The organism is Clostridium sp. DSM 17811 (assembly GCF_018861905.1).
Taxonomy (GTDB): Bacteria; Bacillota; Clostridia; order Clostridiales; family Clostridiaceae; genus Clostridium_AD; species Clostridium_AD frigoriphilum.
This window is the reverse complement of the sequence record NZ_JAHLDU010000019.1, coordinates 38,801-57,459: the sequence shown is the minus strand read 5'-3', so window position 1 is coordinate 57,459 and position 18,659 is coordinate 38,801. Positions and strand designations below refer to the sequence as shown.

General features: G+C 30.2%; 18 protein-coding genes. 16 read left to right on the top strand and 2 right to left on the bottom strand.

From position 1 onward, the window contains the following. The first annotated feature begins 79 nt into the window (after positions 1-79). The 7 genes from KPL44_RS18805 (at position 80) to KPL44_RS18775 (ending at position 4,854) form a co-directional block, all read left to right on the top strand. A complete protein-coding gene (locus KPL44_RS18805) occupies positions 80-1,258 on the top strand; it encodes a DegT/DnrJ/EryC1/StrS family aminotransferase (RefSeq protein WP_216253275.1) in 1,179 nt (392 codons plus the stop codon). Between the two features lie 25 nt (positions 1,259-1,283). Next, complete coding sequence (locus tag KPL44_RS18800) at positions 1,284-2,405, top strand: DegT/DnrJ/EryC1/StrS family aminotransferase (protein ID WP_216253250.1); 1,122 nt, start codon at positions 1,284-1,286, stop codon at positions 2,403-2,405. 77 nt (positions 2,406-2,482) lie between these two features. Beyond that, complete coding sequence (locus tag KPL44_RS18795; RefSeq protein ID WP_216253248.1) at positions 2,483-2,683, top strand: hypothetical protein; 201 nt, start codon at positions 2,483-2,485, stop codon at positions 2,681-2,683. Between the two features lie 198 nt (positions 2,684-2,881). Continuing rightward, a complete protein-coding gene (sigY, locus tag KPL44_RS18790; protein ID WP_216253245.1) occupies positions 2,882-3,412 on the top strand; it encodes an RNA polymerase sigma factor SigY in 531 nt (176 codons plus the stop codon). Continuing rightward, positions 3,413-3,844 (top strand): hypothetical protein, encoded by a 432-nt coding sequence (locus KPL44_RS18785; protein WP_216253243.1) that lies wholly within the window; start codon positions 3,413-3,415, stop codon positions 3,842-3,844. A gap of 14 nt (positions 3,845-3,858) precedes the next feature. Further along, complete coding sequence (locus KPL44_RS18780) at positions 3,859-4,056, top strand: hypothetical protein (protein ID WP_216253241.1); 198 nt, start codon at positions 3,859-3,861, stop codon at positions 4,054-4,056. A gap of 48 nt (positions 4,057-4,104) precedes the next feature. Then, the gene (locus KPL44_RS18775; protein ID WP_216253239.1) at positions 4,105-4,854 is read left to right on the top strand and encodes a TraX family protein; all 750 of its coding nucleotides are present in this window, start codon (positions 4,105-4,107) and stop codon (positions 4,852-4,854) included. A 121-nt stretch (positions 4,855-4,975) separates the two neighbouring features. On the opposite strand, the gene pdaA is transcribed toward KPL44_RS18775, so the two are convergent. Next, positions 4,976-5,890 (bottom strand): delta-lactam-biosynthetic de-N-acetylase, encoded by a 915-nt coding sequence (pdaA, locus tag KPL44_RS18770; protein ID WP_216253237.1) that lies wholly within the window; start codon positions 5,888-5,890, stop codon positions 4,976-4,978. Between the two features lie 261 nt (positions 5,891-6,151). On the opposite strand from pdaA, the gene KPL44_RS18765 reads away from it, so the two are divergent. Continuing rightward, positions 6,152-7,651 (top strand): S24 family peptidase, encoded by a 1,500-nt coding sequence (locus tag KPL44_RS18765; RefSeq protein ID WP_216253236.1) that lies wholly within the window; start codon positions 6,152-6,154, stop codon positions 7,649-7,651. Positions 7,652-7,794: 143 nt separating this feature from the next. Here KPL44_RS18765 and KPL44_RS18760 read toward each other — a convergent pair whose 3' ends face one another. Continuing rightward, entirely contained in the window at positions 7,795-8,607 is an 813-nt protein-coding gene (locus KPL44_RS18760; protein ID WP_216253234.1) for a hypothetical protein, read from the bottom strand. Positions 8,608-8,961: 354 nt separating this feature from the next. Here KPL44_RS18760 and KPL44_RS18755 point away from each other — a divergent pair, with 354 nt between their 5' ends. The 8 genes from KPL44_RS18755 to KPL44_RS18720 all read left to right on the top strand — a co-directional run bounded on the left by KPL44_RS18755 (position 8,962) and on the right by KPL44_RS18720 (position 18,629). Next, positions 8,962-9,819 carry a DegV family protein gene (locus tag KPL44_RS18755; RefSeq protein WP_216253233.1) on the top strand — a complete coding sequence of 286 codons (858 nt, stop codon included), beginning with the start codon at positions 8,962-8,964 and terminating at the stop codon, positions 9,817-9,819. 375 nt (positions 9,820-10,194) lie between these two features. Beyond that, positions 10,195-10,338 (top strand): hypothetical protein, encoded by a 144-nt coding sequence (locus KPL44_RS18750; protein ID WP_216253232.1) that lies wholly within the window; start codon positions 10,195-10,197, stop codon positions 10,336-10,338. 81 nt (positions 10,339-10,419) lie between these two features. After that, on the top strand, positions 10,420-11,466 hold the full coding sequence (locus KPL44_RS18745; RefSeq protein WP_216253230.1) for a carbamoyl phosphate synthase small subunit: 1,047 nt from the start codon (positions 10,420-10,422) through the stop codon (positions 11,464-11,466). 77 nt (positions 11,467-11,543) lie between these two features. Then, on the top strand, positions 11,544-14,750 hold the full coding sequence (gene carB, locus KPL44_RS18740) for a carbamoyl-phosphate synthase large subunit (protein ID WP_216253228.1): 3,207 nt from the start codon (positions 11,544-11,546) through the stop codon (positions 14,748-14,750). A gap of 324 nt (positions 14,751-15,074) precedes the next feature. Next, positions 15,075-15,866 carry an ABC transporter substrate-binding protein gene (locus tag KPL44_RS18735; protein WP_216108560.1) on the top strand — a complete coding sequence of 264 codons (792 nt, stop codon included), beginning with the start codon at positions 15,075-15,077 and terminating at the stop codon, positions 15,864-15,866. A gap of 47 nt (positions 15,867-15,913) precedes the next feature. Further along, positions 15,914-16,561, top strand: coding sequence for an amino acid ABC transporter permease (locus KPL44_RS18730; RefSeq protein WP_071612811.1), 648 nt, complete (start codon positions 15,914-15,916; stop codon positions 16,559-16,561). Between the two features lie 15 nt (positions 16,562-16,576). Beyond that, a complete protein-coding gene (locus KPL44_RS18725; protein ID WP_301182981.1) occupies positions 16,577-17,308 on the top strand; it encodes an amino acid ABC transporter ATP-binding protein in 732 nt (243 codons plus the stop codon). 115 nt (positions 17,309-17,423) lie between these two features. Continuing rightward, entirely contained in the window at positions 17,424-18,629 is a 1,206-nt protein-coding gene (locus KPL44_RS18720; RefSeq protein WP_216253217.1) for an argininosuccinate synthase, read from the top strand. Positions 18,630-18,659: the final 30 nt, after the last annotated feature.

Genomic DNA, 18,659 nt, shown 5'->3' with positions numbered 1-18,659 from the left:
AGATTAAAGCTAGAAATAAATAAGATAATAATTATGGTTTACAATAAAATTAAATATGAAAGGTCGGATATATATGAAAATAAAGAATATTCCTTTCTCACCACCAGACATAACAGATGTAGAGAAAAAACTTGTAATGGAGGTTTTAGATTCAGGTTGGATTACAACGGGACCTAAGACTAAAGAGTTTGAAGATAAGATTGCTAACTATTGTGATGCAAATAATGCTGTAGCGCTTGCAAGTGCAAGTGCAGGTTTAGAACTTATATTAAAGGTTTATAACATTTGCGAGGGTGATGAGGTTATTACAACACCTTACACATACACAGCGACATCAAATGTAATACTTCATAGAGGAGTTAAACCAACATTTGTAGATGTTAAAGAAGATAGTTTTCTAATAGATGAGCAAAAATTAGCTATGGCAATTACACCTAAAACGAAAGCAATAATAACTGTAGATATCGCAGGAGTTCCTGTTGATTATGATGCTATAAGGGCAATTCTTAAGGCTAAAAATAGAGAAGATATTATATTTATATCAGATTCAGCTCACTCTTTCGGTGGAATATATAAGGGTAAAAAAGTTGGAGCACAAGCTGATTTTAATGTCTTTTCATTCCATGCAGTAAAAAATTTAATAACTGCAGAAGGTGGGGCAATTACTTTTAATGATAATAAATTTAAAGGTAATAAAGATTTAGTAAAAGAATTTAAAATAACTTCACTTCAAGGTCAGTCAAAAGATGCTTTGGCTAAGATGAAGGCAGGAGCTTGGAAATATGATATCATCACAGATGGTATGAAATGCAATATGACAGATATAAATGCAGCTATAGGTCTTGGACAACTTGGAAGATATGAAGGAATGATTACACGTCGTAAAGAAATCTTTGCGATATATACTAAAGCTCTTAGCACTAAAGATTGGGCAATTATTCCTTTTACAAAGGATGAAATTAGAGAGACTTCATACCATTTATATACATTAAGGTTAAAAGGATTTAAAGAAGCACAAAGAGATGAATTAATACAAAAGCTTGCAGATATTGGTATAGCTACAAATGTTCATTTTACTCCTTTACCAATGTTTACACTTTATAAAAATCTTGGTTATTCTATAGAGGATTATCCAAATGCATATAATCAGTATGCGAATGAAATAACCCTTCCAGTATACTCAACACTTAAATTAGAGGATGCAGAGTACGTGGTAAACAATGTAATAAAATGCGCAGAAGCAATAATAGCTAAATAATAAAGATTAAAATGGAGGCCATATTATGAAAGTTAAATTTTTTACACCGACAAGAGAATATCAAGAGAAAAAATCAGAATTCGACAATGCTGTTCTAGGATTTATGGAAAGAGGAGTATCAATGCTCGGTAAAGAGGTAACTGACTTTGAAGAATCAGTTAAAGAATTTACTGGAGCTAAATATGCAATTGGTGTTGCATCAGGTACAGATGCCTTGGTAATGGCATCTGACATACTTGGTTTTAAAGAGGGAAAGGAAGTAATAACTTCACCTTTTACTTTCTTAGCTTCTGCATCTTGCATAGCAAAAAATGGTGCAAAACCTGTATTTGTTGATATTGAAGAAGAAACTTTTGGTATAGATGCCAGCAAAATCGAGGAAAAAATAACAAAAGATACTGTAGGAATTCTTCCAATCCATTTGTTTTCACAAATGAGTGATATGGATAAAATTATGGATATAGCTAGTAGGCACAAGTTAAGAGTTCTTGAAGACTCAGCAGAATCTTTTGGTATGAGATGGAAAGGTAATGGAGCTGACTATAAACATGCAGGTACAATAGGCGATTTTGGCGTATTCTCATTTTTCCCAACAAAGACTTTAGGAGCATATGGCGATGCAGGGATGATAGTAACCAATGATGAAAACTTAGCAAACCTTGCTAAGATGTATAGAGTTCATGGAGCGTCTAAAAAATATCATTATGATTTTATTGGATATAATTCAAGACTAGATGCAATTCAAGCATCTATATTACAAGTTAAAATTAAGTATATAAAAGATGCAATTAAAAAAAGAGATCATATTGCAAAATTATATATGAAAAGGTTACAAGAATGCGAGTTTATTAAAATACCTAAAATAATAGGTAATCAGGAATCAGTTTATTATGCATTTAATATATTAGCTGACAAGCGAGATGAGCTTTCGGAATATTTGAAAGCAAATGAAATAGGAACTAGTATTTATTATCCAATCCCACTTCATCTTCAAAAATGTTTTGCGTACCTCGGATACAAAAAAGGAGATTTCCCAATAGCTGAAAAAACATGTGAGAGCATCATTGCACTTCCTATATATCCAGAAATAACTGAGGAAGAAGTAGAATTTGTTTGTCAAACTATTAAGGAATTCTATAAAAAATAAATTATAGTGATGTTAATGTTATGATAGTAGAACCTTTGTTAACATCATCTAAGATGGAAAGTCATAAGGAGAACATTATGGATAACGAAATAAAAGAAATGCTAATAGAAATGCAAAAGGATATTAAGGATATTAGCTTAAGGCTAAAAAATGTTGAAAATAATCAAGCAAATGTGGCAAATGCTGAACATAAAAATTGGCATATGTTAGCAGATAAGTTAGGACAATATGATTTAATATTACATAAAATTTATGGGAAAAAGACTTCTGATAAATAGAAATAGTAAATCATAAAACAATAAATAAAATAGTAGGGAGGACACTAAGAGGTGTCTTCCCTACTATTTTTCTTACATTAGTAAAGCCTATGTATTAATATGGAATAATGCAGGAAATTTAAAATAACAAATAATTATAAATATAATGAACTTTTTAGCGCATTTCTTCGTTAAATGATTGTTAGGGGTGATTATTATTTGAGTGAGGTAGAACTTATTAATAAAGCTAAGAATGGAAATAAGAGCGCATTAAATACCCTTTTAGAAGATAATCTTAATATTTTAAAAGGATATGTTATTAAAATGGTAGGAGACCCCTATTTAGCACAAGATATTATTCAGGATGCATTGCTCAAAGCTGTACTTAATATAAACAAGTTTGAGCCTAAGGCTAAATTTTCTACCTGGTTAATAAAAATAGCTACTAATGTTTACAGGGATTATTTAAGAAAAAACAAAAGGTTTAAGTTATCAGATGAGATTTTAGTTGATAATGGCATGCAATTGGAGGACATTGTAATACAAAATTATGAGTATAAAGAGATAATGAAAATAATCTTAGAGTTACCCTACGAGAAAAGAGTTGTATTTATTTTAAAACACTATTATGGTTATAAGTATGTTGAAATATCAGAAATTATAAACTGTCCCCTTGGGACAGTTCGGTCAAGACTTCATAATGCTGTCAAATATATAATAAAAGAAATTGAGAGAAAGGAGATAATATAAATGAAGGATTCGGGTGGTAATAAAAATTCTTTATCTGATAAGATTAAAAACTCTTTAATTAATGAATTGTACAATGAAGATCAGAAGAATGTAGATAAAGACATAAAGTATAGCGATGAAGCTTTAGAGTTTAAAAACAAGCTAAATTCTGCAGCTATAATAATGAATGTTCTAAATGAAGATATATTTGATTTTAATATAGATACATTAGGAATAATAGAGAAAGGAGAATCTATAAAAGAAAGCAGGAAGGCTAGTAAAGAATTTATTTTGTTTATATTATCATCTTTTATAATTGTTTCTTTATATGCAATAGCAATAATTAAAATCGATTATAGGATATTAATTATATCTCAAATTTTTATAGCAATCATTGCTCCTTGTATAATAATACCTATTTCAGTTACCAGAAGAAAAGAGAGTGAATTTTAGTGGGTATTTCAAAAATGAAATTAATTTTAGTACTAACGATAGCTATTCCTATTGTATTAATGGAAGGGGCTTGGGTATTTCGTGATGCAAGAAAACGTGGAGAGAAATACTATTGGTTTTGGGGAATTTTTGCATCTTTAAATACAAGTAATCTTTTTATTTATTTATTAATAACACGGGTAATATTAAAACATAATAAGGCAAAGCTATGAAATAAATGCTATAATCAAATGAATATGTATTTATTGGGGGCGGTATTTATGACAACTAGCATGTTAAAATTTATTGCATGTATATTAATGCTAATTGATCATATAGGGGCAGTGATTTTCCCAAAGGTTATAATCCTTAGAATGATAGGCAGATTATCATTTCCTATATTTGCTTATTTGATTGCTGTAGGGTATTCTAAAACAAACTCCTTTTATAGGTATTTATATAGGCTTTTGATATTTGCAGCAGCATCTCAATTGCCTTTTTCGGTAGCTTTTAGTGAACAAATTAAAATTAATAGTTTCTTTGACTTTTTAAGCTTCCTCACGGGTAGTCCATATCTGCATTTAAATATTTTCTTTACTTTAGCGATTGGGCTAATTGCAATCCGTATATGGGACAAAGGGGAGTCAAAGTTTTTCAAAATAATAAGTGTTTTAGCATTAGGCCTAATAGCTGAAACTTTTAATACAGATTATGGATTTTATGGAGTTGCTATTATATTATCTTTTTATATTTTTAGAGATAACAAAGTTAAAATACTTATATCGCAAGTTATTGTATACTTAGTATTTAACGCATCAGAAATTTTGCTATATGTGTTTGAAATTCAAGGTAAATCAATGAATCCTAGTTGGTTTATTCAAATATTATCAATTCTATCATTAATTTTTATATTTAAATATAATGGTAAGAAGGGTAAAGATTTAAAATATGCTTTTTATGTATTTTATCCAATGCATTTATTAATATTAGGTGTAATAAAAATAATGCTTGATCTTAATAAAAGCCTATAATACTGATAAATTGTTTAAATATAAATACTACAATTTAGTTTAATAAATTGTAGTATTTATAATCATTTAAAAAAATACATTATAGTACTAAAAAAATTAATTATATCACCATATGTGATAATTAATTTTTAATAGGCAATTCATCTAAGCTTTTTAATACGTAACCTTGCTTCTCCCACTGCGTTATCACATCATCTAATATTTCAGCATTGGTTTTTGATACTGCATGTAGTAACATAATTCCACCATTGTGGGTTCTTTGCATTATACGTTTTTTTGCATCTTCATGTGATGGCTGTTTACCTGCAAGCCAATCCATATAAGCAAAGCTCCAAAATATAGTTTTATATCCATAGTTTTTAGTATATAGGAGGGATAATTCACTATATTTACCCATAGGAGGTCTAAAATACTTGGACATTTTTTTGTGAGTAATACTTTCAAAAGCATCTTCTACATCAGTTAATTCTTTATCAAATTTTTCTTCATCTTTTATAGAGGCCATTGAAAGATGATGATTACTATGGTTACATACTAAGTGCCCTTCGGTTACCATTCGTTTGATTAGATCTGGACTTGAAGTGATATATGGCTTTACTACAAAAAATGCTGCTTTTACATTATGTTTTTTCAAAACATCTAGTATTGGAGCAGTATATCCAGCTTCATAACCTTCATCAAATGTTAGATATAATACTTTTTTTGATGTATCGCCTAAATGAAAACAATCATATTTAGATATAAGTTGACTAGTTTCTTTAGGACCGTCTGGTGGAGTATTATCGTTTTTAGGCTGAAAATACCAACTATATTCTTTAGTACTTACTCCATTATGGTTTTCAGTATTATTAAAGACATTATTAAATAAATTTACTATATCATGTGTTTTTGTATCAACAAATTTATTATATCCAATGGATTCGTTTTTTGCATTTTCACTTGAAATTTTTTTAAGACCTTTACTATAACAAACGCCTGTAAAACTATTAGCTACAATAGTTGAAGAAATAATAAGACTCATCATTTTTCCATTCATATAAATCACCTCTAATTTATTATATTTAGATAAGTTAATAATTTAATATATTACTTATTATGCTCAGTAAATGCGTAAAGATATTCATAAATCCAATGTTGTTATATTGGTAATTTTTCAAATTTTTTGACTAATTTATTTGAAGTTATATTTTATATATAAAGAAGTAAAATTGCAAAATTTTATAAATGAATCAATAAATTTTACTTTAAGGGGGATATTATTGTATAATATCATTATAGCGACAGTGGAGGTGATTAAATGGAACTAGGTTTAAAACAACATAGAATGATTCATAGCAAACCCTCAAGATATAGTTTAATTAGAGGTGCTAAAGGAACAGGTAAAACAACTGCAGCCATTTATAGAAGCCTCTATTTAAAAAATAACTATTGTTTATACGATGATGATAAAGTATTAATGCTTACATCTAATGAAGAGGATATAAATTCTATTAAAAATACATACATAGTAGCACAGGAAGAAACTAGATTCGAGTATTTAAGTATATTTTCTAATGAGAAAATAAAACCCCAAGTGCTTACATTAGAAAGTATTATGTACAAATATTTTTTGAAATACGAAGATAGATATAAATTAAAAAAAGAAATAATTATAGAGAATGATAAGAAAAATATTATGAAAGATTGTATATTGAAAGTTAAGGATAATTATCCAAGATTAAGAATACTACAGATCGATTATACTCAGTTTTTTATAGATGAGGTAAAGTGGGTTAAAAGTTGTAATTACTTGAAAGCCGATTTGTATCTACAAGTAAATAGAACAGGTAGAAAATGTGAAAAAGGCCAAGGTCCACAAAGAATTAATAAAAATTCTACTGCTAGAAAAGCGATATATGAACTTATGATTATGTATAATGAAAAGCTTAATTTGGAAAACTTCGTTGATGACGAAGATGTTAATATATATGCACTGAAAATGTTACAGTCTGTTTCAATGGGCAAGTATACTCATATTATAATTGACAAAAGTGATAATTTAACTAAGGTGCAATTGGAGTTTATTAATGCTCTTTATAAACAAAAATCTTATTCTACTATGACATTTCTTGTTGATATAGATGGGGAATATAATGCTAATTCATGGATGGTAAAAGGCAAAAGAGTTAATATTAGGCCTCTAGACGAAAAAGTAAAATCATATATATTTAAAAATAATTACGAATCTCAAGAAAAACCTATGGAAACCCATGAGGATATAATAGTTAACAATTTGAATGTTGATGATCTAGAGAATTTTCAATATTGTGATATAAGACATGGCAGAGCATATGACTTTATGAGGGATTACAGTAGAATATCTGATATTATAGTAAATGATGAAAAAGGTGACTATGAGTACATAAATGAGGAATTAGTGGAACTTCCTGTATACAGTGATATAGCAGCAGGGGAACCTATACAGATTAATTCCGAAATAGAAGGCAATTTCTACATCCCGAAGTATTGGTTAAAGGGAATTAAGAATCCTTTTATTTTAAAAGTTAAAGGTGATAGTATGATTGGAGCTAACATAGATGATGGGGATTATGTTGTTATAAGGCAGGAACAAGCAGCAAACAATAAGGATATTGTGGCAGTAGATATAGGTGGAAATGCTACTCTAAAGAGACTTTCCATAGGTCGTGATAGAATATTACTAATGCCTGAAAATGAAAAATATAAACCTATTGTTATTGATAGTGAAGATACATATATTATAGGTACAGCTATAGGAATTATAAAACATAAGAATTAATATCTTCGAAAGGGAGTTTTTTTAAGTGAAGACATTTTTTGTTTCAGATATACACGGCTCTTTGTTTTATTTAAAAAAGGCAATAAAAATAATACCCAAGGATATCCTAGGGTATTATTTTCATTAGGTTTGTTAAAAACATTTTATTTTCTAAGGAAAAAGCTAAATTTATCTTTATCTGTAGTATCAATAGATAAATTCCTTTTATGAAGTATATTACCAAATTCTTCGACTTGTCCATCACATATGTTAGCATAATCAGTCTTGCCTTCTTTTACCCAACCCATAAATATGTACGCATGAGAAGGTGTACCGACTTTGTCTGGCATATCTGTAGTGAAACATATATCACCCTTTTTCAACTGCGATACGTCGCGATTCTTTTTCCAATCCATAGATATTAAGGATGCCATCAATTGTTTAACAGTTGTTGTTTCTGCGGAAATAGCATAGGTATTAGATCTTAAAATTTCAGATAAGAGGTATACGTTGATTCCCTTTTTGCTTCCGTGATTTAACGTAATTGCTTTTTTTAAAAGCGAGGTTCTGTTAGCTTCGACATTTAAATATTCATAAACATTAGTAGGGGCAATAATAGGTTTAGTGGAGTCAGCCGCAGCAGTAGTATCAGAACTTTTTGTAACTGGTTTATTTACAACTACATCTGCTTTGGGTTTCATAAATGAAGTGTTCATTAAAATAGAAAATATAATTATAGACACTATAACTATTCCTAGCCCTATAACTACTACGTTATTTTTAAACTCATTTTTGTCTGCAATATCATGCATTTCTTTCATGTATCTTTTACTTTCCGTATCATCTTTCAACTTGTTTGATGCACCATACCCAGTTTTAGAGTTATAATTTTCGGATTTGTCATCATTCGAATACAATTTATTTATACTTTCACTATTATCCTTATTTTCTTCATTTTTTACGTCATCTTTATTCATATTTTTCTGCTCAGAAATATAGGTAGAAATCTTAGTGTTAACCTATATTTTTGCAGCACCTCCCTTTGTATTATATTAATTATATTAAAGCCTTAACTATAAATATTATTCATTTTAATTGATCTAATATATCATATTATTTATACCACCCACTTTTAACACTATAAGTATAACATATGGCGAGGTATTTGGGTGCTATTTGTAAAAGTTCAAAATAATTTAATAATTTATGTAATATATTACATTTTGTTATCCATTTATGTAATATTAGTGTGGTTTAATTTTTTTATATGCATTTTGAAAGATGTATTTGTAGTATAATATACTTAATATTTAATAAGCGAGGGATTGATTATGCCTATAAAAATAATAACAGATAGCACTTCATATATAAATGCTGACCTAAAAGAAAAATATGATATTTCTATAGTTTCGTTAAGTGTTATTTTTAAAAACGAGGAATTTAAAGAGATAAATATTGAAAATGAAACTTTTTATGAAAAACTAGGTAAAAACTTAAGTATTCCAACTTCATCGCAACCACCACTTGCTGAGATGTATAATATTTTAGAAAGCCAAATAAGTGATAATAATGAAGTGGTTTGTATTTTTATGTCATCGGATATGAGTGGAACTTATTCAAATGCATGCCTTGCAAAGAGCATGATTCTTGAAAAGTACCCAAATGCAGTGATAAAAATTATAGATTCGAGATCCAACTCAATGCAACTTGGATTTGCAGTATTGACAGCTGCGAGGGCAGTCTATGAGGAAAAGTCAATAGAGGAAGTAATTAATATAACGCAAGATAACATCAAAAGAAGTAAATTCATGTTTATCCCTGACACTTTAGAATATTTAAAAAAAGGAGGTAGAATAGGAGGTGCAAGTGCATTACTTGGAACTATCTTTCAAATAAAGCCTATTCTTACTGTAATAAATGGGAAAACAGAACTATTTGATAAAGTAAGGACTAAAAAACGTGCGATTCAAACTATGGTTGATAAATTTATTGAGGATATAACAAAACATGGACTAGGAGAGGTAATTATCCATCACATAAATGATGTTGAAGGAGCAATTGAATTTGCAAAAATAGTTGAAAAATGTATAGGAAAAAAAGTGGATATAGCTCCTATCGGACCAGTAATCGGAACTCACGTTGGACCTGGTGCGTTGGGTATTGTATACTATACTGAGTCTGATTTATAAAATTAATTACTTTAAATTAAAAATACATTATAATTATAACATCTAAACATGCATAAAATGGAGAAGAGTTACGTAAAACTCTTAGTATAATTATACATAGAAAAACCTAAATCACGGTTTTTCTATTTCGCATTTTTATTTTTAAAAAAACGTGCTAAATCCTTATTTATTCTATGATCAAAGTGCATTGAAGTGATCTATAAATAATAATAATTATAGCTATGTATTGTTGATATTGAATAAAGTTGCAATTAAATTTTATAATTATACATTGACAAATCGTAAAATTTACATTAAAATAAGAAGAAATTACAAATCAAACAAAGGTACACTTTTAAGTTAGCCCTGTGAGGCTAGGAAGGAGTATAGATAATTATGGCATGTGTTATTTATTCTGTCAATTTTAAATTTAATATTATTAAATATAATGCAGCTGCTGCTTTGTGCAATAAAACTGTAAGTATATTTTTTATTTCATTAATAAATGCGGTTACCATATTAGGAGAGATAACAGAGTGATTATTTTAATAGTTGCTTTGTTATCTTTATTAGTATACTTGGAAGAATATGTACTTTTATGCAATTTAAGGAGGATTTAATATGAAAGGTAAGTTGATTTTAGAAAACGGAATAATCTTTGAAGGTAATTTGTTTGGATATTTAGAGGAAAGTGTTGGAGAAGTGGTTTTTAATACAGGTATGACTGGATATGAAGAAATTTTAACGGATCCATCTTATTATGGCCAAATAGTAACTATGACTTATCCACTTATCGGGAATTACGGAATTAATTTAGAAGATGTAGAGTCAAAATCTCCTAAGGTGAAAGGGTTCATTGTCAGAGAAAAATGCGATTATCCTAGTAACTGGAGATGCGAAATGGATCTTGAAGGATATTTTAAACAAAATAAAATAATAGGACTTGAAGGTATTGATACAAGAGCATTAACAAAAATACTTAGAGAAAATGGAACTATGAAAGGAATCATAGCAACTACAGAACTTACAAAAGATGAAATAGATCAAAAACTTATGAATTTTAGCAATAGTAATGCAGTAATGACGGTTACAACAAAGAAGTGTTATACAATTGAGGGCAGTGGTCAACATGTAGCTATTGTAGATTTTGGAATAAAAGAGAACATACTTAGGTCGTTTAAAAAAAGAAATTGTAAACTAACAATTTTTCCAGCAGATACTATGGCAGAGCAAATATTAAACGTTAACCCGGATTTGGTGTTTTTATCAAATGGACCTGGCGACCCAAAAGATTTACAAGATGTTATTAAAATGATAAAAGAAATTATAGGTAAAAAGCCCATAGTTGGAATATGTCTAGGACATCAACTTCTAGCATTAGCCCTTGGTGGGGAAACGGGGAAACTTAAATTTGGTCATAGAGGATGCAATCATCCAGTTAAAGACATAGAAGAGAATAAGGTTTATATTACATCACAGAACCATGGTTATTATGTAAGCAAACTTCCTGAAAATATGAAAGTTACACACGTTAGTGTAAATGATGGAACCATAGAGGGAATGAGACATAAAACCCTTCCAATATTTAGCGTTCAGTTTCATCCAGAAGCCTGCCCTGGACCAAGGGATATAGATGTGATTTTTGATAAATTTCTTACATTTATATAGAATAATTTAAACAGCCATTTTTATAAGATAAAATACATAAAAAAAAGAGAATAACAGATTATACGGGAGGAATTCATATGCCATTAGATAAGAATATTAAAAAAGTATTAGTAGTTGGATCAGGTCCAATAATAATAGGTCAAGCTGCGGAGTTCGATTACTCTGGAACACAGGCTTGTCAAGCATTAGAAGAGGAAGGCGTAGAAGTTGTACTTGTAAACAGTAATCCAGCAACAATAATGACAGATAAAGAAATTGCTGGCATTGTTTATATAGAGCCTTTAACTATAGAATTTTTAGAAAAGGTTATTGCAAAGGAAAGACCAGATAGCTTACTTGCTGGTATGGGAGGTCAAACAGGATTAAATTTAGCTGTAGAATTAGCAGATAAAGGGATTTTGGATAAATATAATGTAAAAGTAATTGGAACCTCTATAGAAGCAATAAAAAAAGGTGAAGATAGAGAACTTTTTAGAGATTTGATGCAAGAAATTAATCAGCCGGTTGTAGAAAGTGAAATTGCTACAGATGTAGCCACTGGAGTAAAGTTTGCAAGCGAAATAGGTTATCCTGTAATTGTAAGACCTGCATATACTATGGGCGGTAGTGGAGGCGGAATTGCTGAAACTGAGGAGGAACTAATTGAAATTCTAGAGTTAGGATTACAATTAAGTTCTATAGGGCAAGTCCTTTTAGAAAAAAGTATTAAAGGCTGGAAAGAAATAGAGTATGAAGTTATGAGGGATAGCTTAGGTAATTGTATTACCATATGTAATATGGAAAATATAGATCCTGTTGGAATACATACTGGAGATAGTATTGTTGTAGCACCAAGTCAAACACTTTCTGATAAAGAGTACCAAATGCTTAGAAGTGCATCTATAGATATTATAAATAGTGTAGGTATTGAAGGCGGTTGTAATGTTCAACTTGCACTTGATCCAAAAAGCTTTGAGTATGCGGTCATAGAAATTAATCCAAGGGTAAGTAGATCTTCAGCACTAGCTTCAAAGGCTACAGGATATCCCATTGCAAAAGTAGCAACCAAAATAGCGTTAGGATATGCACTAGATGAAATTAAAAATGCGGTAACACAAAAAACTTACGCATGTTTTGAGCCATCACTCGATTATGTAGTTGTTAAAATTCCTAGGTGGCCTTTTGATAAATTTGATGAGGCAAATAGGGTGCTTGGTACAAAGATGATGGCAACTGGCGAAATAATGGCAATTGGGAGTAACTTTGAAGCCGCACTATTAAAAGGGATTAGATCTCTAGAAATTGGGCAATATTCAATGCAATATGATTCATTAGAAGAGAAAAGCTTAAAAGAATTAAAGAAAAGAGTAATGGCTGCTGATGATGAACGAATATTCTATTTAGCTGAGATGCTCCGTCGTGATTATAGAGCCGAAAAACTTTCGGAAATTACAGGAATAGATAATTTCTTTGTAAATAAAATCAAATGGATAGTAGATGAAGAAGAAAAGATAAAAAAATCTACACTAAAGGATATGAATAAAGAATGGTTATACCTACTAAAGAAAAAGGGATTTTCTGATAAAGGAATAGCAGATTTATTAGGCACATGCCCAAATGAAATTTATGAACTTAGAAACACATTGGATATTAAACCTGTATATAAGATGGTAGATACATGCGGTGGAGAATTTGAAGCCTTATCACCATATTATTTTTCAACTTATGATGAATATGATGAGGTTGAAGTGAGTAGTAGGAAAAAGGTTATGGTAATAGGATCAGGTCCTATAAGGATAGGCCAGGGCATTGAGTTCGATTATGCATCTGTTCATAGTGTAATTGCCCTCAAAAAACTGGGAATTGAAACGATTATAGTAAATAATAACCCAGAAACTGTAAGCACGGATTTTAATATTTCAGATAAATTATATTTCGAACCACTAACAGAGGAAGAAGTATTTAATATTGTTGAAAAAGAAAAACCAGATGGAGTTATACTTCAATTTGGAGGTCAAACAGCTATTAAACTTGCTCAGTTCTTAAGTGAAAAAAAGATACCTATATACGGAACTAAACCTGATCAAATAGATGCAGCAGAGGACAGAGAGAAATTTGATGCATTACTAGAAAAATTAAATATAAACAGACCCAAAGGAAAAGCAGTTTGGAATATAAAAGATGGATTATGTGAGGCTGAAAATATAGGATACCCTGTTTTAGTTAGGCCGTCTTATGTATTAGGTGGACAAGGAATGGAAATAACTTATGAGGAAAAGGAACTAAGACATTATTTAAAAAATGCATTTGAAAAGGATAAGAAAAATCCTGTTCTTATTGATAGGTATTTATTAGGTAGAGAAATAGAAGTTGATGCTATCTGTGATGGTGAAGAAATATTAATCCCAGGAATTATGGAACATCTAGAGAGAGCAGGGGTTCATTCTGGAGATAGTATTACAATATATCCAAGCCAAAATATATCAGATGATATAAAAGATAAAATATTAGAATATACAAAAAAAATAGCAATAGGCCTTGAAGTTATAGGTATGGTTAATATTCAATTTATAGAATTCAAAGATGAACTTTATATCATAGAGGTTAATCCAAGGGCTAGCCGTACAGTTCCATATATAAGTAAGGTTAGTAAGGTTCCAATAGTAGATCTTGCTACAAGAGTAATGCTAGGAGAAAAATTAAAGGATTTGGGATATGGATTCGGAATTTACAAGGAGCCTAAATTAGTGTCGGTTAAGGTACCTGTATTTTCGACTCAAAAACTTCCAGAGGTTGAGGTATGTCTTGGACCGGAAATGAGATCAACTGGAGAGGTTTTAGGAATAGGAAGAACTTTTGATGAGGCTTTATATAAAGGTTTTATTGCTTCTGGGATGAATGTAAAAAAAGAAAACGGTGTTATACTTGCAACAATAAACCCACTAGATTATGATGAATTCTTGTATATAGCTAAGGGATTTAGTGAACTTAATTATAAATTTATAGCGACGAAGGGTACAGCTAAGCTATTAAGAGATAATGGAATTGATACCATAGAGGTTAAAAAGATTTCAGATGGAACGCCTAATATAATTGATGTAATTAAAGGCAGGCATGTTGATTTAGTTATAAATACCCCTACAAAAGGAAATGATTCAAAAACAGATGGATTTAGAATTAGAAGAACAGCAATTGAAAGTTCTTTAGGTATATTAACATCTCTGGACACTGCAAAAGCATTAGTAGAGATTATGAAGAAAAATATTAGAAGTGAAGATTTAGAAGTATTCAATATGGCTGATTAACTGTTTTATAAAAAAATAAAAATGCCATTGGCTTATTATAAAGCTAATGGCATTTTTATTTTTTTGTCAAAATCATTAAATGGGCTAGTTTGAAAAAGTTTTCATGATATATCATGCATAATTATCACATATAATGAATAAATATTAGTAAAATACATTGCATTATTATTAAAAGTAATATATAATAAATAAAAGAAAGCCAGTTAAACCAATAAAATAAGTCGGCTGTCAGTAATCAAAGAAAATATAAATAGAATATTCAATATACAATTAAATGTATAAATATTCACAACGTTATTATATAATAAATGGGGGAATGCTAAATTGAAAAAATTCATGTCGATAATATTAATAGTTACTATGGCGAGTGTATTACTTGTCGGTTGTGGGCAGAAACAAGCAAAGGTTAATTCGTTAGAAGCAGTTAAGGCATCAGGTAAACTTACAGTAGGACTAGATGATTCTTATCCTCCAATGGAATTTAGAGATTCTAAAAATAAGTTAGTTGGTTTTGATGTGGATTTAGGAGATGCAGTAGGAAAGAAGTTAGGAGTAAAGACAGAATATATTACTAATGATTTTAATGGAATGGTTTTAGCTCTTGGATCATCAAAATTTAATGTTATAATTTCAGCTATGAGTATTACAGATGCTAGAAAAAAGAGTATAAACTTCTCAGACTCTTATGTGATGGGTGGTCAAGTTGCTATTGTAAAACAAGGAAATACGAAAATAACAAAAATAGATGATTTAAAAGGTAAAATAGTATCTTGTCAGTTAGGTTCTACAGGCGATACCGCAGCAACAGCGATGAAGGGACTTAAGGAAGTTAAAAGGTATGACAAAATTACGGATGCATACCAAGACTTATCAATTGGAAGAGTAGATGCAGTAGTTATGGATGCTCAAGTTGGCCAATATTATGTAGCCAAGAAGCCCGGCCAATTCAAAGTTCTAAATGAACAAATTAGTAAAGAACCTATTGGAATTGGATTTAAAAAACAAGATAAGGAATTACAAGCAGCTGTGCAAAAAGCACTTAATGAACTAAAAGCCGATGGGACCCTTTCTAAGATTTCTCAAAAATGGTTCGGATTTGACGCATATAAGAAATAGATATTAATAATTGTTATTTGCTTTAGGGAAATATTGGGAGGTCAAGAATGGATATAAGTATTTTAAAAGAAATGTTTCCTGTGTTATTACAAGGAAGTTTGCTTACAATAGAACTAACTATAATATCAGTAGTAATCGGAACTTTAATAGGGATAGTTACAGCATTAATGAAACTATCTAAAAATAAATTGCTGGCTTGTGTAGCAGGGTTTTACACCTGGATATTCAGGGGAACGCCTATGCTTCTTCAATTATTTGCTTTTTATTATGTATTACCATTTGTAGGTGTTCAGCTTTCACCCTTTCAAACGGCAATAATAGGACTTAGTTTAAATTCAGGAGCATATATGGCAGAAATAATAAGAGGTGGAATACTATCGGTAGATAAGGGGCAATTTGAAGCTTGCAGATCCTTAGGATTCACTTATATAGATACTATGAAAAGAGTGGTATTACCACAAACTTTCAAGATAATTATTCCATCAGTTGGTAATGAGTTTATAACAATGCTTAAAGATACGTCATTGGTGTCAACCATTACTATGTCGGAAGTTATGAGAAAAGCACAGATTTTATCTGCATCAACATTTAGACCAATGGAATCTTTCTTTATAGCAGGATGTTTGTATCTTTTAATGACAACAATTTTTACTACAGTATTTTCACATTACGAAAAAAAACTGTCAGTATATTAGCAGAGGTGATATAGGATGTATATGATTGAGACTAAAAACTTAACTAAAAAATTTGGTAAACTAACAGTGTTTGAAGGTCTAAATGTAACTGTTGAAAAAGGAGAAGTGTTAGTTATAATAGGTCCTTCTGGTTCAGGAAAAAGCACATTTTTAAGGTGTTTAAATCATCTTGAAGTACCCAATGATGGCGAGGTTTTTATTGAGGGAGAAAAGTTAGATGTTAAAAATAAAAAGCATATGAGAAATACCATTGAAAAAGTAGGTATGGTATTTCAAAACTTTAACTTATTTCATCATATGACTGTAATGCAAAATGTAATCGAAGCTCCAATTACAGTTAAACATGAAGAGAGAGAAGAAGTGCTAAAAAGAGCAAAAATAATTATTGAAAAGGTTGGCCTTAAAGAAAAGGTAGATGAATACCCATCCAAGTTATCAGGAGGTCAAAAACAAAGAGTAGCTATAGCAAGGTCACTCGCTATGAGACCTGACATAATGTTATTTGATGAACCAACATCTTCATTAGACCCAGAACTAGTTGGAGAGGTTCTAGGCGTAATGAAAGATCTTGCAAAAGAAGGCATGACAATGGTTGTTGTAACCCACGAAATGGGATTTGCAAAAGATGTTGCAGACAGAGTAATTTTCATGGACGGAGGAAAAATAGTAGAAGAGGGAACGCCAGAAGAATTGTTTATGGCTCCTAAAGAGCGGCGAACTAGAGAGTTTTTAAATAAAGTACTTTAGGGTAACGCTTATTATTCATAAAATTAATTACAAGTTAGTAAACATGATTATTCACCAAAATAATTAATAGGTTGATATTAGTACAAAATAAACAAAATTGAAAGGGGAAATTAAAATGAAAGAAAAAGTAGTTTTAGCATATTCAGGGGGATTAGATACTTCTATAATAATAGCTTGGCTCAAGGAAAACTATGATATGGATGTTGTAGCAGCATGTATTAATGTTGGACAAGAGGATGATATGAAAGCAATTGAGAAAAAAGCTATGAGTTCAGGAGCTGTGAAAATATATATTGAGAACTTAACAGCTCAGTTCATCAAAGAGTACGTGTTTAAAGGTGTTAAAGCAAATGCTACTTATGAAGGAAAGTATTTATTAGGTACAGCTTATGCAAGACCATTAATAGCTAAAAAACTTGTAGAAATTGCACATAAAGAAGGGGCAAAATATATATGTCACGGATGTACTGGTAAGGGAAATGATCAAGTTAGATTTGAAGTTGCAATAGCAGCTATAGATCCGTCTATTAAGATTATTGCTCCTTGGAGAATTTGGGATATAACGTCAAGAGAAGATGCTATCGATTATGCTAATGCTAGAGGTATAGAAATAAATGTTAGTAAGGAAAAAATATATTCAGTTGATCAAAACTTATGGCATGCAAGTCACGAAGGCGGAGATATTGAAGATTTTAAAAATGATCACAAAAGAGAAATGTACCTTATGGTTACACCTCCAGAACAAGCTCCAGATGAACCTACTCTTGTAGAAATATATTTTGAAAAGGGAATTGCTACAAAAGTTAACGGCGTCAAACTTGAACCAATAGATATCGTTAAGATATTAAATAAAATTGGTGGAGAAAATGGAATAGGTGTTGTAGATTTAGTAGAGAATAGACTTGTTGGAATGAAATCAAGAGGAATATATGAAACACCAGGTGGTACTGTTCTTTATGCAGCTCATAAAGAACTAGAGGAAATAACTATAGATAAAGATACTCTTCACTATAAATACCAAGTATCACAAAAATACGGAGAACTTGTTTATGATGGACTTTGGTTTACTACAATGAGAGAAGCTCTTGATGCATTTGTAGATAAAACTCAAGAAACTGTAACAGGATCTGTTACATTGAAACTTTATAAAGGAAATATTATGGTAGCAAGTAAAGAATCGCCTAATGCACTATACGATGCAAGTATATCTTCATTTGGAGCTAGCGTATTATATGATCATAAAGATGCAGAAGGATTTATTAACTTGTTCGCATTACCAAGTAAAATAAAAGCATATAAACATTTAAATAATTTTAAATAAAAATTACAAAATATACAAAAGGTAAAGTGG

Bases quoted from the DNA above. Each gene is read 5' to 3' on its own strand.
- KPL44_RS18775 (WP_216253239.1), top strand. From the start codon at position 4,105: ATGACAACTAGCATGTTAAAATTTATTGCATGTATATTAATGCTAATT.
- KPL44_RS18795 (WP_216253248.1), top strand. From the start codon at position 2,483: ATGGATAACGAAATAAAAGAAATGCTAATAGAAATGCAAAAGGATATT.
- KPL44_RS18760 (WP_216253234.1), bottom strand. From the start codon at position 8,607: ATGAATAAAGATGACGTAAAAAATGAAGAAAATAAGGATAATAGTGAA.
- KPL44_RS18755 (WP_216253233.1), top strand. From the start codon at position 8,962: ATGCCTATAAAAATAATAACAGATAGCACTTCATATATAAATGCTGAC.
- KPL44_RS18780 (WP_216253241.1), top strand. From the start codon at position 3,859: ATGAAATTAATTTTAGTACTAACGATAGCTATTCCTATTGTATTAATG.
- KPL44_RS18745 (WP_216253230.1), top strand. From the start codon at position 10,420: ATGAAAGGTAAGTTGATTTTAGAAAACGGAATAATCTTTGAAGGTAAT.
- carB (WP_216253228.1), top strand. From the start codon at position 11,544: ATGCCATTAGATAAGAATATTAAAAAAGTATTAGTAGTTGGATCAGGT.
- KPL44_RS18730 (WP_071612811.1), top strand. From the start codon at position 15,914: ATGGATATAAGTATTTTAAAAGAAATGTTTCCTGTGTTATTACAAGGA.
- KPL44_RS18765 (WP_216253236.1), top strand. From the start codon at position 6,152: ATGGAACTAGGTTTAAAACAACATAGAATGATTCATAGCAAACCCTCA.
- KPL44_RS18725 (WP_301182981.1), top strand. From the start codon at position 16,577: ATGTATATGATTGAGACTAAAAACTTAACTAAAAAATTTGGTAAACTA.
- KPL44_RS18750 (WP_216253232.1), top strand. From the start codon at position 10,195: ATGGCATGTGTTATTTATTCTGTCAATTTTAAATTTAATATTATTAAA.
- KPL44_RS18785 (WP_216253243.1), top strand. From the start codon at position 3,413: ATGAAGGATTCGGGTGGTAATAAAAATTCTTTATCTGATAAGATTAAA.
- KPL44_RS18720 (WP_216253217.1), top strand. From the start codon at position 17,424: ATGAAAGAAAAAGTAGTTTTAGCATATTCAGGGGGATTAGATACTTCT.
- pdaA (WP_216253237.1), bottom strand. From the start codon at position 5,890: ATGAATGGAAAAATGATGAGTCTTATTATTTCTTCAACTATTGTAGCT.
- KPL44_RS18800 (WP_216253250.1), top strand. From the start codon at position 1,284: ATGAAAGTTAAATTTTTTACACCGACAAGAGAATATCAAGAGAAAAAA.